The 14,957-nt window shown below is 61.7% G+C and carries 16 protein-coding genes; 4 read left to right on the top strand and 12 right to left on the bottom strand.

Annotated features, from left to right (window positions below; all coding sequences use genetic code 11):
* The first annotated feature begins 99 nt into the window (after nucleotides 1–99).
* Nucleotides 100–540 (top strand): cupin domain-containing protein, encoded by a 441-nt coding sequence (locus VIG32_09080; GenBank protein ID HEY8298160.1) that lies wholly within the window; start codon nucleotides 100–102, stop codon nucleotides 538–540.
* A 98-nt stretch (nucleotides 541–638) separates the two neighbouring features.
* Here the strand turns inward: VIG32_09080 and VIG32_09075 are convergent, their stop codons facing one another.
* From VIG32_09075 to VIG32_09025, 11 genes are all read right to left on the bottom strand, one after another.
* Nucleotides 639–1,832: a glycine C-acetyltransferase gene (locus tag VIG32_09075; GenBank protein HEY8298159.1), complete on the bottom strand. Its 1,194-nt coding sequence runs from the start codon at nucleotides 1,830–1,832 to the stop codon at nucleotides 639–641.
* On the bottom strand, nucleotides 1,829–2,890 hold the full coding sequence (gene tdh / locus VIG32_09070) for an L-threonine 3-dehydrogenase (protein HEY8298158.1): 1,062 nt from the start codon (nucleotides 2,888–2,890) through the stop codon (nucleotides 1,829–1,831). Before tdh ends, VIG32_09075 begins: the two co-directional genes overlap by 4 nt.
* A gap of 58 nt (nucleotides 2,891–2,948) precedes the next feature.
* A complete protein-coding gene (locus tag VIG32_09065; protein ID HEY8298157.1) occupies nucleotides 2,949–3,758 on the bottom strand; it encodes a phosphate ABC transporter substrate-binding protein in 810 nt (269 codons plus the stop codon).
* A gap of 25 nt (nucleotides 3,759–3,783) precedes the next feature.
* Nucleotides 3,784–5,187, bottom strand: a complete 1,404-nt coding sequence (locus VIG32_09060; GenBank protein HEY8298156.1) for an OprD family outer membrane porin — start codon at nucleotides 5,185–5,187, stop codon at nucleotides 3,784–3,786.
* Nucleotides 5,188–5,366: 179 nt separating this feature from the next.
* The gene (gene pstB, locus VIG32_09055; GenBank protein HEY8298155.1) at nucleotides 5,367–6,149 is read right to left on the bottom strand and encodes a phosphate ABC transporter ATP-binding protein PstB; all 783 of its coding nucleotides are present in this window, start codon (nucleotides 6,147–6,149) and stop codon (nucleotides 5,367–5,369) included.
* A gap of 39 nt (nucleotides 6,150–6,188) precedes the next feature.
* Nucleotides 6,189–7,100 (bottom strand): phosphate ABC transporter permease PstA, encoded by a 912-nt coding sequence (gene pstA / locus VIG32_09050; protein ID HEY8298154.1) that lies wholly within the window; start codon nucleotides 7,098–7,100, stop codon nucleotides 6,189–6,191.
* Nucleotides 7,101–7,982, bottom strand: a complete 882-nt coding sequence (gene pstC / locus VIG32_09045) for a phosphate ABC transporter permease subunit PstC (GenBank protein HEY8298153.1) — start codon at nucleotides 7,980–7,982, stop codon at nucleotides 7,101–7,103.
* A gap of 386 nt (nucleotides 7,983–8,368) precedes the next feature.
* Nucleotides 8,369–9,502: an ATP-binding protein gene (locus VIG32_09040; GenBank protein ID HEY8298152.1), complete on the bottom strand. Its 1,134-nt coding sequence runs from the start codon at nucleotides 9,500–9,502 to the stop codon at nucleotides 8,369–8,371.
* Nucleotides 9,503–9,546: 44 nt separating this feature from the next.
* A complete protein-coding gene (locus VIG32_09035) occupies nucleotides 9,547–10,284 on the bottom strand; it encodes a response regulator transcription factor (GenBank protein ID HEY8298151.1) in 738 nt (245 codons plus the stop codon).
* On the bottom strand, nucleotides 10,262–11,149 hold the full coding sequence (locus VIG32_09030; GenBank protein ID HEY8298150.1) for an NAD(P)-dependent oxidoreductase: 888 nt from the start codon (nucleotides 11,147–11,149) through the stop codon (nucleotides 10,262–10,264). Before VIG32_09030 ends, VIG32_09035 begins: the two co-directional genes overlap by 23 nt.
* 20 nt (nucleotides 11,150–11,169) lie before the next feature.
* Complete coding sequence (locus VIG32_09025; GenBank protein HEY8298149.1) at nucleotides 11,170–12,180, bottom strand: magnesium transporter CorA family protein; 1,011 nt, start codon at nucleotides 12,178–12,180, stop codon at nucleotides 11,170–11,172.
* Nucleotides 12,181–12,312: 132 nt separating this feature from the next.
* Between VIG32_09025 and VIG32_09020 the strand changes: the two genes are divergently transcribed.
* Together VIG32_09020 and VIG32_09015 are read left to right on the top strand one after the other, a co-directional pair.
* Nucleotides 12,313–13,221, top strand: coding sequence for a hypothetical protein (locus VIG32_09020; GenBank protein HEY8298148.1), 909 nt, complete (start codon nucleotides 12,313–12,315; stop codon nucleotides 13,219–13,221).
* Nucleotides 13,116–13,445: a NifU family protein gene (locus VIG32_09015; protein ID HEY8298147.1), complete on the top strand. Its 330-nt coding sequence runs from the start codon at nucleotides 13,116–13,118 to the stop codon at nucleotides 13,443–13,445. The genes VIG32_09020 and VIG32_09015 overlap by 106 nt, the downstream gene beginning before the upstream one ends.
* 340 nt (nucleotides 13,446–13,785) lie before the next feature.
* Here the strand turns inward: VIG32_09015 and VIG32_09010 are convergent, their stop codons facing one another.
* Entirely contained in the window at nucleotides 13,786–14,025 is a 240-nt protein-coding gene (locus tag VIG32_09010; GenBank protein HEY8298146.1) for a hypothetical protein, read from the bottom strand.
* Nucleotides 14,026–14,246: 221 nt separating this feature from the next.
* Here VIG32_09010 and VIG32_09005 point away from each other — a divergent pair, with 221 nt between their 5' ends.
* Complete coding sequence (locus VIG32_09005) at nucleotides 14,247–14,900, top strand: methyltransferase domain-containing protein (protein ID HEY8298145.1); 654 nt, start codon at nucleotides 14,247–14,249, stop codon at nucleotides 14,898–14,900.
* Nucleotides 14,901–14,957 lie beyond the last annotated feature (57 nt).

The raw sequence follows: 14,957 nt of genomic DNA, 5'->3' as shown, positions 1-14,957 counted from the left end.
CCCCAAGAACCCCCAGAACGGGGTTGCTAGGGCGTTATGGCGGCCTTATCATTCGAGGACGAGGCGCGACCCGTCGTCTCGTTCTATTGGAGGTTGCCCATGCGACTTCGCACTTTTGCGCTTCTTTGCGCCCTGGCATTGACCGGTTCGGCCGCTTATGCGGCCGGAAGCGCTCCGACCATCGTCACTCCGTCCGCGATTCACTGGGCGGCTGGCACCGGGCCCCTCGCCGGCGCCCAGACAGCCGTCATCTACGGCGATCCGACCAAGGCCGGCGCCTATACCATGCGGCTCAAACTTCCGAACGGTGCGAAGTTCGGGCCGCACTTCCATGGCGGCGTTGAGAACGTCACGGTGCTCTCGGGCACGTTGCTCGTCGGGCTGGGCGATACCATGAATCCGAGCAAAATGGTTACGCTACCCGCAGGTTCGTTCGTCTCCGTGCCGATCGGCGTGCATCACTACGCCATGGCGCGCGGAGTGACCGTCATCCAAATCCACGGCATGGGTCCCCGGTCCATGACCTTCGTGCATAAGTAATTGGCCCTTGGGTTATCCTGAGCTGCGTCGAGGGATGCGTGCGTCGCCCCTCGTCCTTCGACAAGCTCGTCCTTCGACAAGCTCAGGATGACAGGGGGTTACGTGAGGAGGCCGACTTCTTTGCCGACGGTTTCGAAGGCGGTTAGGGCGCGGTCCATTTCGTCTTTGGTGAGTTTGGCGTTCATCTGTACGCGAATGCGCGCGGTGCCTTCGGGGACGACTGGGAAGCCGAATCCGGTTACGAAGATGCCGCGTTTGAGCAGCTTCTCGCTCATGGCGATTGCGAACGCGGTGTCGCCGACGATGATCGGCACGATCGCGCTCTCGCCGTCGAGCGGTTTAAAGCCGAGCCGGCCGAGGCCGGCGCGGAAATAGGCCACGTTCTCGCGCAAACGATCCACCAACTGCGGATGCGCGTCGAGGTAGTCGATCGCTTCGAGCGCGCTGCAGGCTATCGTCGCCGGCAACGCATTCGAAAACAGTTGCGGTCGCGAGCGCTGGATCAGCGTGTCGATGAGCGCGCGACTGCCCGCGACGAATCCGCCCGACGCGCCGCCGAGCGCCTTGCCAAGCGTGCCGGTGATGATGTCGATCTGCCCGTCGAGGCCGAAATGCTCGATCGTGCCGCGGCCGGTCTTGCCCATTACGCCGGTACCGTGCGAATCATCCACGACGGTGACGGCATTGTACTTCTTCGCTAGCGCCACGATCTCGGGCAGCTTCGCGATGCTGCCTTCCATCGAGAAAACGCCGTCGGTGATGATGACGATCGGCGCGCAATCCTGCACCGACTGCAGCTTCGCCTCCAGATCGGCCATATCGCTGTGCTTGTAACGCTCGCGCCGCGCCTTGCTCGCGAGCCGTACGCCGTCGATAATCGAGGCGTGGTTGAGCTCGTCGGAGAGTATGGCGGAACCCGCCTCGCAGACCGTTGGGAAAAGGCCCGTGTTGGCGTTCCAGCACGCGACGTACGAGAGCGACGCCTCGGTGCGCAAGAACTCGGCGATGCGATCTTCGAGCGTGCGGTGAACGTCGAACGTGCCGCAGATAAAGCGCACCGATGCCGTGCCGGCGCCGTACGTATCGAGACCGCGTTTGCCGGCCTCGATCACCGACGGTTCGTCGGAGAGGCCTAGATAGTTGTTGCTCGAGAGCACGATCACGTCGCCGGCTTCTTCCATGTGAACTTCGGCGGCCATCGGCGTGGTGAGATGTTTGAGTTGTTTGTACGTTCCGGCATCTTTGAGTTTCTGCAGATCGCCGGTCAGACGCGATTCGAATGCTGCGTTCACTTGGCGTTACCACCTTTAAGATCGAGGACGATTTTGGCGGCTTCGCCGTTTTTCATCAGTTCGAATGCGCGATCGAATTGTTCGAACGGCAGTACGTGCGTGATGATCGGCCGCAAATCGATGCGGCCGCTCTTTACGAGCGCCTGCGTTTGATACCACGTTTCGAACATGCGCCGCCCGTTGATTCCGAGCACGGTCAGGCCTTTGAAGATAATGCGTTCCGCAAGGTTGATGTTCACCGAGTCGCTCGGGATACCGAGCAGGGCGGCGCGGCCGCCGTTACGCACCATTCGCAGGCCGTTGTCGATCGCTTGGCCGCTGCCGCTCATTTCGAGCAGCACGTCGGCGCCGTCGCCGCCGGTACGTTTGAGAATCTCGTCGACCAAATTTGGATCGGTTGCCGAAAATACTTCGTCGGCCCCGAGTCGTTGGGCGAGTTCGAGCTTCGCCGGATTCACGTCGATGGCGTAAACCGCGGCGGCGCCGGCGGCGCGTGCGACCGGAATCGCCATCAAACCGATCGATCCGACGCCGGTGATGATGACCGACTTCGTACTAACGCCTGCGGCCATAACCGTGTGAACGGCATTACCGAGCGGATCGAAGACCGCCGCGAACTCGTCGGGAATCGCCGGATCGAGGCGCCACACGTTGACTTCGGGCATCGCGATGTAGTCCGCGAACGCACCGTCACGATCGACGCCGATGATCTGGACCCGTTCGCAGATGTGCGCCTCGCCGGTGCGGCAGAGAAAGCACGTGCCGTCGGCGATATGGCCTTCGGCCGAGACGCGTTCGCCCACGCGAACCATGCGAACGGCCGGTCCGACCGCGGCCACCGTTCCCATGAACTCGTGGCCGATAACGCAGGGTGGGTGAACCCGGTTCTGAGCCCATTTATCCCAGGCGTAGATATGGTGGTCGGTTCCGCAGACGCCCGCCTTCTCCACGCGAATCAGGACATCGGAGGGGCCGAGCGTGGGAACGGGCACGTCTTGCAAGACGAAGCCTGGCTCCGGCCGCACTTTACAGAGGGCCCGCATAGTATCAGGAAGCATGACGGGCCGTTCTATTCTCTAGAACGGCCCGCCCTTACTTCCGAATCCCGAAGGCTATTTAGCGATCGGTTTCCTTCACGTGCATCGTCGACGTTTGGATGTAGCCGAGTTTCTGCAGCGCGTTACCGTTGTTCTCGATGAACTTGATAAAGTCGGCGACGGTGCCCTTGGCTTTACCCTTAGTAAAGATATGCTCGTACGACCAGATGGGATATTTCCCGTCGCGGATAGCGTTGTCGGTCGGAGCCACGCCGTTGATCTTAACGACGGTGACCGGTTTGCCGACGGTGTAGCCGAGTGCGACGTAGGTAATCGTTCCGGGCGTCGTTGCGACGGTCGAAACGACGGCGCCGGAGCTATCTTGCTCGAGGCCGGTTTCGGCGATCTTGGAAACGCCCATGATCGTTTTACCGAAAACCGCACGCGTTCCCGAACTGCGCGGCCGGTTGATAACGACGATCGCCTGATCCTTCCCGCCGACAGCTTTCCAATTGGTCACGCGACCGGCGAAGATGTCGCGGATCTGTTTAGACGAAAGCGTGCTCACGCCAGCCGACGGGTTGACGGCGATCGCAAAAGCGACGACGCAGACGCGGTGATCGGTCAAACCCGCGGAGCCGGGCGCGACGACGTCGGAGTCGCCGAGGTCGGCCTGTCCCGCCGAAGCCTGTGCGATGCCGACGAACGAGCCGCCGCCGGAGACCGAGATTTTGACGTCGGGATGTGCGGTCTGATATTCCGTGGCCGATTCTTTCACCAGCGGCAGCAGCGCGGTCGAGCCTACAGCCGTGATACTGGTGTCCGCGAGAGCCGCGAGCGGCAGCGCGAAACTAGCGGCGATCGCGATCGCCGTTATCAAGCGTTTCATGTTGTCGTTCCTTTAGTACGAAGTGTTAGAAATCGTACTCGAGCTGCGTGCGATTGTATTTGAAGTCGAACGGAAGTGTCGGTTGCGTTCGATCGGCGTAGCGGTGACGGATCGAGAGACCGTGATATGCGCCCGGGCCGACCTTGTTGAAGAAATAGGTCGCGTCGGCATCGAATTCTTTGGTCGCGTTGACGCCCGCACCGTTGGAGTAATCGTAGAACGCCTGCGAGAGAATCAACTTGACCTTCTTGTCGCTCGTCTGGAACGTGCCGGCCACCTTGAACGATTGGCCGGTGCTGTGCCGGTCGGCCACACCTTGCGAGATGCTGGTCGTGTAGAGCGGGTCGGTCGCGTACGAGTCCGAGTACGGCGTGGCGATTCCGCCGTAGTACACCGTATAGGTTCCGGGCGCGTAGCTCTTGCAGTTCGGCGTGCCGCCGGCATCGAGGAAGTATCCGGATTGAGCCGCCTGCGCGCAACTGCCTACGAGCGTTGCCGTGCGTTCCGGGGACTCATCGAAGCTCGCTGCGAGGTCGATGTTTTTCGTGAACGAGGCACCGATTTGCATGCCGTAGGTCGAGTTATTGACGATCCCGACCAGAGCGCGGCCGGCTTGATGTTCGTCGACGAATTGCGCCGCAACGTACGGCTTGATCGGCGACTTAGGCGACGGATAATACTTGCCCTCGGCATACACGAGATTCGCAATGTCGGTGAAAGCGTAGTTATAGATCGTCGCATTAAATTGCGAGCCGTACTTGTAGCCGAGGCTCGCAACGCTAAACCCGTTCGTCTCGATGCGCGGGTTGGAGGGGCCGCCGGCGATCGGTCCGCCGGTGAGCAGCGTCGTTTTCTCAAACGCCGAACTCGTGCGGTTCTCGAACCGGATCATGTCGGTCAGGCCGAGCGTGAACCCTTTGCCGAAGCCGATCGCCACGTCGGCACCCTGGTAGAGCGCCGGTTTTATGCGCGAATCCGAATCCGGAGCCCACGGTGATTTGTAGTTCTGGTCGCCGATTTTTGCGAAAAACCCTTTGGTCTTGATTTGCACGTAGGCTTCGCCGAGCGTGCTGAGATCGAATCCGGGGAGCGTGTTATCGATCCGCGGGTTGAAGCCGGGGTTCGAACCGTTCGCGCCGAGCGGGTCGGCTCCGTAGTAGGTGGCGCCCACCGTAAACGGCGAGTCGCCGAAGTGATAGTCGCCATGCAGTTTGCCGCCCAGATTGAATGCCGTGCGGTTGGGATTTCCGGCGTTTTGCACCCGGTTCGTGCGAGTGAAGTAAAAAGCGCGAATGTTGCCGCTGTACTGGAATGCCGCGGGCGTTGCTTTGGGGGCCGGCGTCGGTGTTGCCGGTGTTTCCGCCGACGCTACTGCGCCTCCAAATAACGCGCACGACACGCACAATGCAGTAAAACGCGCAAGTGACATAAACACGTGTTTCTTTTCCTTTGCTATCACACAAGTGACGACCACATCGTACGAGCTTGATATTAAGACGTACTTAACGAGGCTTTAAGATTCACTAGGACGGCTAAAAAAGGCGCGCCTAGTATGTGCCGGCGGCCTCCACCACTACCGCTCGTGGTGGACCCGGCGCCACGCCGGTTCTAGCCGTAGCGGCCGGTGATGTAGTCCTCGGTCCGCTTGTCCCGCGGCTTGGTGAAAATGTCGGTGGTTCTGGCCGTTTCGATCAGTTCTCCCATCAGGAAAAACGCCGTGTAATCGGAGATTCGAGCGGCTTGCTGCATCGAGTGCGTCACGATTACGACCGTGTATTCTTTTTTTAGCTCCGAGATGAGATCTTCGATTTTGCTCGTTGCGATCGGATCGAGCGCCGACGCCGGCTCGTCCATCAAAATGACCTCGGGTTCCACGGCCAGGACGCGTGCGATGCAGAGCCGCTGCTGTTGGCCGCCGGAGAGGTCCAGGGCCGAGCGATCGAGCCGATCCTTTACTTCGTCCCAAAGGGCGGCGTGACGGAGGCTGCGCTCGGCGATCTCCTGGAGCGCTTTGCGATTGCCTACGCCGTGGATGCGCGGCCCGTAGACGACGTTTTCGAAGATCGTCTTGGGAAACGGATTGGCGCGCTGAAACACCATTCCGATACGGTGCCGAATCGTAACCGGATCGACGCCGGGCGCGTAGATGTCCTCACCGTCGAGCGTTACGGTCCCCTCGACGCGTACGTCGGGCGTGAGATCGTGCATTCGATTGAGGGCGCGAATGAAGGTCGACTTGCCGCACCCCGAAGGTCCGATCAGCGCCGTGACGTTATTTTCGGAGACCCGCAGCGAAGCTTGCTTGATCGCCTGAAAGGCGCCGTAGTAGACGTTGAGGTCGTCGACCTGCAGTTTGGCCGATTGCTCGATCTGCGGTACCTTCGCTGTCATGAACGGTGCCTTCGCTGTCATGGTGGTGAGCATACCAGATTATTTCCCCGTGAACCGTTTGTTTATCACGCGCCCTAAAAAGCGGGCGCTAATGTTGAAGATCAGGACCATGACGAGGAGAACGAGTGCGGAGCCGTTGCCGACGAGCGTGCCATCGGGGATCAACCCCTCGGAGTGCGTGTACCACAGGTGCACCGAGAGCGTTTCCGCCGTGTGGAAGAGCCCCATGTCGAACGCCGATTTACCCGGCGAAACGCTCGTGCCGGCCGTGAAGATCAAAGCGGCCGTTTCGCCGATGATCCGGCCGGCGATGAGCACGATGCCGGTCGTTAGCGGTGCGATCGCGCTTGGAAGCACGACGCGGCGAATCGTCTGCCACTTGGTGGCGCCAATCGCCATCGAGCCTTCGCGAAACGCATTGGGTACCGTCTGCAGCGCTTCTTGAGTGACGCGCATCAGCGCCGGCAGATTCAAGATCGTTAGCGTCAACGCGCCTCCGATCGCGCTGAATTTCCAGTGAAACACCGTAACGAAGAGCACCAGCCCAAAGAGTCCCATCACGATCGACGGAATCGTCGCGAGCGATTCGGCGCAGAACTGCACGGCCGCGGTAAAGAGCCCGGGGCGAGCGTACTCCTGGAGATAGATGCCGCCCGCGGTTGCGATCGGCACCGTGAAAATCAGCGTGAGAATGAGAATATAAAACGAATTGAAGATCTCGGGACCGATGCCGCCCCCCGCGCTAATCTCGCTGGGCGGCGCGGTAAGAAAATGCCACGAGATGGCCGGCGCTCCGAGATAGGTGATGTAGCCGATGAAAAATGCGAGCAGCACGATGATCGAAACGGCCGCCGCCCACAGAACGCCGGTCATGGCCGAATCGACCAAACGGCGCTGCGCGGCGCGCGCGCGCTTTTCAATGCCGAGAGAGGTCGCGCTCGCTACCGCCATTTAGGCTCGCTGGCGCGCGGCGTAGCGCACGCCGAGAATGAGCGCCATTGCGATGAGCAGCAGCAAAAACGCCATCGAAAAAAGCGAATCGTAGAGGACCGTCCCCTGCTGCGCGCTGCCCATATCGGTCACGATTTCGGTCGTGAGCGTCGCCGTCGGCGCGAGCAGGCTCTTCGCCAAAACCGGGCTATTCCCGATCACCATCTGAACGGCGAGCGCCTCGCCGATGGCGCGGGCTATGCCAAGAATGACGGCGACCATCAAGCCGCTGCGCGCGGATGGCAAGAGGACGCTCCAGATGGTCTGCCAGCGCGTAGCGCCCAGCGCCATCGAGCCTTCTTTCATCGAAATGTGCACCGCGCGCAGCGCGTCCTCGGAGAGCGCGATGACCGTCGGTAGAATCATGATCGAGAGTACGATGCCGGCGGTGAGCAATCCGAAGCCGGTAAGGCTGCCGACGTGACGGATGACGGGCGCGAGCAGCGTGAGCCCCAACCAGCCGTAGACGACCGATGGAATGCCGACGAGAATCTCGATCGCCGGTTTCATGAACGAGGCGAGGCGCTTCGGCGCGAGTTGCGAGAGAAAGATGCCGACCGCGATCCCGAACGGGCCGCCGACGAAGATCGCAAAGAGCGTAACCGCGAGCGAGCCCAGGATGAAGACGAGGGCGCCCGGATGATTCTGATCTGGGCTGAAGTTCGCCGAAAACAAAAACGTGAACGGCGACACGCGGTCGTGGAGAAAGAGCCGCAGTCCCATGAAGGCGAGATAGCCGAGGATAGTCGCCATCGCAACGATGACGAAGGCGCTAGCAGCGAAGAGCGCACCTTTAGCGACGCGTTCTTGCGCGTGCGCCCGGCCTGGTCGACTCGGGATCAAAGCCCACTCATCGTACGCAAGGAGCCGTAAGTCTTCCTTAAGCCAATATTAAGGAAGATTAAGGCGCGTCACGCCGACCTCAGCGCGGCGGCACGGTCCTTCGACAAGCTCAGGATGACAAGTGGGTTCTTTGTCATGCTGAGCTTGTCGAAGCATGGGCTTGTCGAAGCATGGGCTTGTCGTCCTTCGACGGGCTCAGGATGACAAGTGGATTCTTTGTCATGCTGAGCTTGTCGAAGCATGAGCTTGTCGTCCTTCGACGGGCTCAGGATGACAAGTGGGTTCTTTAGTTCGCAGCGTAGGCGCCGATCCGATTTCTCAAGCTCCATCCACGTCAGCATGCTCTAAGCAAACCACACGCGTATTAGGGCTTCCTTATCGCGAGATTAACGCGACGGCGGGGATCGCATGAGGTGCGCGACCGGGATCTTTACGGTGAACTTGGTGCCGCTTCCGAGAAGCGATTCGGCCGTGACGGTGCCGTTGTGCGCGTCGACGATTTGCTTGACGATCGAGAGTCCGAGTCCCGCGCCGCTGATGTCGCGCGCGCGCGAACGATCCACCACGTAGAACCGCTCGAAGATATGCGGGATATCCTTGTACGGGATCCCGATCCCCGTATCGCTCACGCCGATGACGGCGTACCCGCCGCTCGTGTCGATCGCGGTCGTTACCGATCCCCCGGTGGGAGTGAAACGCAGCGCATTATCGATGAGGTTTACCAGAACTTGGGCCAGCCGCTGCGAGTCCGCTTCCAAAACGATCGGCCGCTCGGCGCGAAACTCAAGGGTCACGTTCTTGGCCGCAGCCTGCGGCTCGAACGACGCGACGATCGGCCGGGCGATCGCTTCGAGATCGACCTCGTCCACGTGCAGGTTCATCGCCCCGGATTCCGCCCGGGCCTGCTCGAGCAGACGCGCCACCAGGGCGACGAGCCGGTCGACTTGTGCGAGCGCCTGCGGCAAAAAGATATCGCCGGCTTCTTCCTCGGGCGATTCGAGCACCGTCTCGAGCATCAGTTTTACCGACGAAAGCGGCGTTCGCAGCTCGTGCGAAACGTTGGAGAGAAACTCCTGACGCGCGCGCTCGAGCGCCAACAGGTCCGTGTGATCCTCGGCCAGCACGAGCGCCCCGTTCACGCGATCGTCGTGATCGGTGAGCGGATAGACGGAGACCGCATAGTGGCGGCTCCCGGTCTTTCCGGCAACGATGAGCGGCCCCATCGTCGCTTCACCCGCAAGCGCCGCGTCGGCGCGGCGTTCGAGCTCGATCGAAGGAACCGCTTCGATCAGATGCGCGCCTTCAACGCGTTTTACATCGAAGCCGAAGATCGCCGCCGATGCGCGATTGGAAAATCGCACCCGCGTGTGTCGATCGAGCATCATCACGCCCAGCGGCAGGGCGCGCACGAGCGCATCGAACCGGTCGCCGGAACGTTCGGCGGCGCGCGGCGGCGGATCGTCGGCGCGCTCCGGCGCGCGCGCGCCTCTCAGCGACCGCAGACCGAACCCCGCCGCCACGCCGATAACGAGCGCGCCGAACGCGAGAATCTCTGGCTGGATGATTACTCCTTGAACATGTATCCGCGGCTGCGGACGGTGATGATGTGCCGCGGACTACGTGAATCTTCTTCAATTTTCTCACGCAGCCACCGGATGTGCACGCTCACCGTCTGCTGCTCGCCTTCGAAATCGTATCCCCAAACCTTGTCGAGCAGGGTCTGACGCGTGACTACGCGTCCCGGATTCTCCATGAGCACGCGAAGCAGCGCGAACTCCTTGGGCGCGAGCGATACGTCGGTACCGCGAACCGTCAATTGCTGGCGCGACGGGTCGAGCACGATGCCGCCCAGAGAGATCGCCGCCTCGCGATCCTGCGAAACGATCGGCGATTGACGGCGCAAGCGCGCCTTCACGCGAGCGAGGAATTCGTGCAGCGCAAACGGTTTGGTGACGTAGTCGTCGGCCCCGAGTTCGAGCGCGAGCACCTTGTCGATCTCCTGATCCTTCGCCGTCAACATGATGATCGGCACGGAGCTCGTCTTGCGAATCTCCTTGCACGCTTCGATGCCGTCGAGCACCGGCAGCATGATGTCGAGCACGATGAGGTCGGGCTCCTCGCGCTGGGCCATCGCAATCGCGCTACGCCCGTCGCTGGCGGTACAAACCGTGTAGCCGCTTCGTTCCAAGTTGTAGCGCAGGGTCTGGAGGATCGCCGCCTCGTCGTCGACGACGAGGATTTTTTTATTGAAGTCGGGGTGCTTGTTGAAGCTGCCCCGTTTATTCTCCAGCGATGCGTTCATAGAATTTTGCGACGGCGCTGTAGTCACGCGATCCGTCCCCTTCAGCCGATTGCAGTGTGTAGAGCTGGTACGCGAGAGCCGACGCGGGAAGTGCCAACTTCATCGAGCGCGCCGCGTCGAGCGCGGCCGCCAGATCCTTACGGAGGAGATCGAGTGCGAAGCCTCCGTCAAACGTGCCCGCAAACCACGTTTTCGGTAACCAGTTCTCCAGCAGATAATTTGAACCCGTCGCGCTAGCGATGACTTTACGAACGGCCTCGATATCGGCTCCGGCCTTCTTCGCGAACGTCAACGCCTCCGCGTTCGCGAGCATGATCGTCGAGATCATGAGCTGATTGACGAGTTTCACGGTCTCGCCGAGTCCCACCGCCCCCAGATGGTGGGGGGTTCCCATCGCCCGCAGCACCGGCTCGACGTGGGCGAAATCGAGCGGATCGGCTCCGACCATGATCGTGAGCGTCCCCTCGTTCGCGCGGGCGGGACCGCCGCTGACCGGGGCGTCGACGAATCGGTGCCCGGCCGCATTGATTCGAGTCGCGAACTCACGCGTGGCGACCGGCGAGATCGTCGACATGTCGATGAAGGTAGCGGGAGCCGCCGCTCCCGCGAGGGCCCCGCGGGAACCGAAAAGCGCCTCTTCAACCTGCGGCGCGTCCGGAACGCATGTAATGACGATCGAACTCGCGGCAGCGACGCCGGCCGGATCGGCGGCCTGCGCCACCCCATCGGCGGCGAGCCGATCGAGCGGTTCGCGATTGCGATGCGCGCACGCCGTTACCGCAAAACCCGCGCGTCGCAAGGAACGAGCCATCGGTTCGCCCATCGCGCCGACGCCGATAAAACCGATCTTCGGAAGATTTTCCATATCGAGGGGGCGCCTTCGCGCTAGACCCAGCGTTTCCGTGCAAAGTAGACCATCAGGATCGCGAGCGCCACGACCTCGCTGCCGATCCCGAGCCACCAAAAATCGTGGACGCCCGTGATGTGATTGATCAGAAAACCAAAATTCTGCCCGAAAAAGCCCGTGATAAAGCTCAACGGCAGAAAGATCGTCGCGATTACCGTGAGCTGCTTGCCGATCTCGGCTTGGCGGTGTGCCGATAACGACCAATGGATCGAGAGCGTCGTTGCGACCATGTCGTGCAGCGAGTCGATGCGGTCGAGCAATCGCATCGCGTGATCTCCAACGTCCTGATAGTAGGCGATTTCGTCGGGGCCGAAGATCTGCACGTCGCTGCGCACGATGCGAGCGACGATGTCGCCTACCGGCGCGACCACGTGACGCATGAGCTGCAGCTGCTGTTTGATCGCAAGCACGTCGCGCAAAACGTCGGCGCTCGCCGGGCCGCCGCGCGACGGCGTCAGGAGCGCGTTCTCCAGTGCTTCGACCCGCGCTTCGAAGGTTTCCACGACCGGAAAGTAGTCGTCGACGACGGTATCGAGGATCGTATGCACGAGTGCGCCGCTGTCTCGCTTGAGCGAGGTTACCCCGTTCCAACGCCGTTCGATCTCGTCGAGCGGGTAAGCGGGCGCGTGCCGAACCGTCACCACGAACCGCGTGCCGGCAAAAATCGCGATTTCGCTAGTCGTTAGCGTGCGCGCGCCGTGGGCGACCGCATGCACGACGATGAACCAAAAGCCGGCATACGCATCGATTTTCGACCGTTGGTGTGCTTTTACGGCATCTTCTACCGCGAGCGGATGAAGGCCGAACTCGTCCTGCAGCAAGCGCAGCGCGCCGTCCTGCGGGTCGACCGTGTCGAGCCAAACGAAGGCACCCGGCTCTTCGAGGATCTCGCTGATCTTCGAGAGATCGGCAAGCGGCTCGGCACGCCCGTCGTCCCGGAAAACCGTGCAGTGCGCCGGAGTGAAGGCGGCGGAATGAGGATCGGCCATGGCGAGCCTTGTTCCCGCAACGTGCCGCCGGCAACCTGGGAGCAACCGCCCGCGTAGGGGCCGCTCGAACCCTGACCGAAGGCCGGAGGCCGAGAAGCCCCGCCCGCATCGCGTCTTGAGGAGACCCAACTCGTGCTAGCTACCGTTCGCCGCCCCACGTTTGACGACATGAACCTTTCGACGGGCAAACGCGTCCGTTTGCACCGCTTGATGTACGAACACGGGCCGGCCAACGGAACCCTGATGCTGTTGCCGATCGATCAGGGCCTCGAGCATGGGCCGATCGACTTCTTCGCAAACCCGGAGTCGATCGATACCGATTGGATCTACCGCCTCGCGGTCGCAGGTAATTTTTCGGGCATCGCGCTGCACGTCGGTCTGGCGGAGAAATATCACAAGGCCTACGCGGGCAAAGTGCCGCTCGTGCTTAAGATCAACGGCAAGACGAACGTACCGAACGACGACGATTCGTTTAGTTCGCTCACCTCGTCGGTCGAAGATGCCGTGCGATTGGGCGCCGACGCGGTTGGATACACGCTCTACGTCGGCAGCCCCGCGCAAGACGTGGATATCGCGCAGTGCAACGAAGTTCGCCGCGAGTGCGAACGCTACGGCATGCCGCTGATCGTCTGGGCCTATCCGCGCGGCGCGGCGATCAAAGCCAAGGGCGGCATCGATTCGCTCTACGCGATCGACTACGCGGCGCGAGTCGCCTGCGAGATGGGCGTGGACGTGATCAAATTGAACGTTCCGAAGTTCGATGCGGCCACCGCCGGCCAATTACCGAAACCTTACGACACGCTCCAGCTGTCTGATGAAGAGGGACTTGCGAAGGTTGTGAAGTCCGCGGGACGCTCGCTCGTGCTGGTCTCCGGCGGAAGCAAAGCCAGCGACGACGACACGATTCACAAAGCGAAAATCGCGATGGAGGCCGGGTGCGTCGGGTTGATCTTCGGCCGCAACATGTGGCAGCGCAAGTGGGACGAGGCATTGGCCATGAGCGGCCGGATGCACGAAGTCATGAAAGGCTATTCGCAATAGAGACCCTCGAAGAGCGCGTCAACGCAGCGCTCGACAAAGTACGGCCCGGCATTCAAATGGACGGCGGCGAAGTCTGGCTCATCAAAGTCGAAGACGGCACCGCATTCGTCCAGATGCTCGGTGCGTGCGGCGGCTGCCCCGCATCCTCGATGACGCTCAAAGGCGCGATCGAAGCCGTCGTCTGCGCCGACGTCCCCGAAGTCCGCGAAGTCGTCCAGATCTAGCGCCCGTCGACCCGCACGTGGTTCGACAAGCTCATCATGACAAAGAGCGGGGCTCGGTGACCAGCACGTGGTTCGACAAGCTCACCATGACAAAGAGCGGGGGCTTGTTGACCAGCACATGGTTCGACAAGCTCACCATGACAAAGAGCGGGGCTTGTTGACCAGCACGTGGTTCGACAAGCTCACCATGACAAAGAGCGGGGCTTGTTGACCAGCACGTGGATCGACAAGCTCACCATGACAACACCTTTGTCATCCTGAGCTTGTCGAAGGACGCGTCGAATGCAAAAAACGCACCGTGGTGCGTTTTTCATGTTATGGGTTCGGTGAAGCCGGTTCGTTAGTGCGAGCCGGAGTGTTTGGCGCAGTACCAGACGACCGAGCCGCCCGCATTGACGGGCACCATGTGTTCGTGATTGCCGCGGCGACCGCAGTTCGCACACGCATACGTCCGGCCGATCGGAGCCTTACCAGCGCCCGAACCGCGCGTCCCGATGTAGGCGGCGATGACGATAACGATGAGGGCGATCCACACGATCGACGCAAAGAAGTGATCGACGGTTTCAGGGCTGAGATGCATGCCAATCCATTCGCCCCCGGGCGCCGGGCGCTCCTGGAAGCGCCCGCTTCTTCGTGCAGGGAGGCGTGCGACATGAGTAGCACCAGATGCGCCACGCTCGAGGCGGCGGTGCCCGCCGTTTCTCGCCGAGGCCATCGCGGTCGGCCTGCGCGAGCGGCCGCTCTAGCACGAGTTTGGGGACGTCCATCCGATCCTGCGCTAAAACGCGGTATAACGGGTGCATGGACGACGCCGCGCGCATCCGCAACCGTTTGGTCGATCGCATGATCGTGGCCGGAATCGGCATCGATCGCGGCGTCGAAGCGGCGCTGCGCGCGGTGCCGCGCCATGCGTTCCTGCCCGAGGTTTCGATCGATGCCGCCTATGCCGACGGCGTCGTTGCGATCAAATCCGCCAACGGCGTCGCGTTGAGCACCGCATCGCAGCCGACCATGATCGCGCTGATGCTCGAACAACTGCGCGTCGAGCCGGGCATGCGCGTCTTAGAGATCGGAACCGGCAGCGGCTACAATGCCGCGCTGCTCGCCGAACTCGCCGGAGCGTACGGCCGCGTCGTCACGATCGATATCGAAGCCGACCTCGCCGCGAACGCGGCGCGGCGCCTCTACGCGACCGGATACGGCAGCGTACGAATCATCTGCGGCGACGGCCGCAACGGCGATCCGCACGACGCACCCTTCGATCGCATCATCGTGACCGCGAGTGCCCCGAGCATCGCACCCTCGCTCTTCGAACAACTCCGCGAAGGCGGCCGCCTCGTCGCCCCAATCGGCAACAGCGCCGCCCAACGAAGCATCGCCTACGAACGCACCGTCGCCGGCCTCCGCGAAACCGGCGCCATAGCCTGCCAATTCATCCCGCTCCGCTCCCAGTAAACACAAGTGGTTCTTGTCATGCGGCTTCGTCAAGCTCGTGCTTCGACAGGCTCAGCA

The sequence above is a fragment of the Candidatus Baltobacteraceae bacterium genome, assembly GCA_036559195.1.
Classification (GTDB): domain Bacteria; phylum Vulcanimicrobiota; class Vulcanimicrobiia; order Vulcanimicrobiales; family Vulcanimicrobiaceae; genus JALYTZ01.
This window is presented reverse-complemented; position numbering and strand designations above follow the sequence as displayed.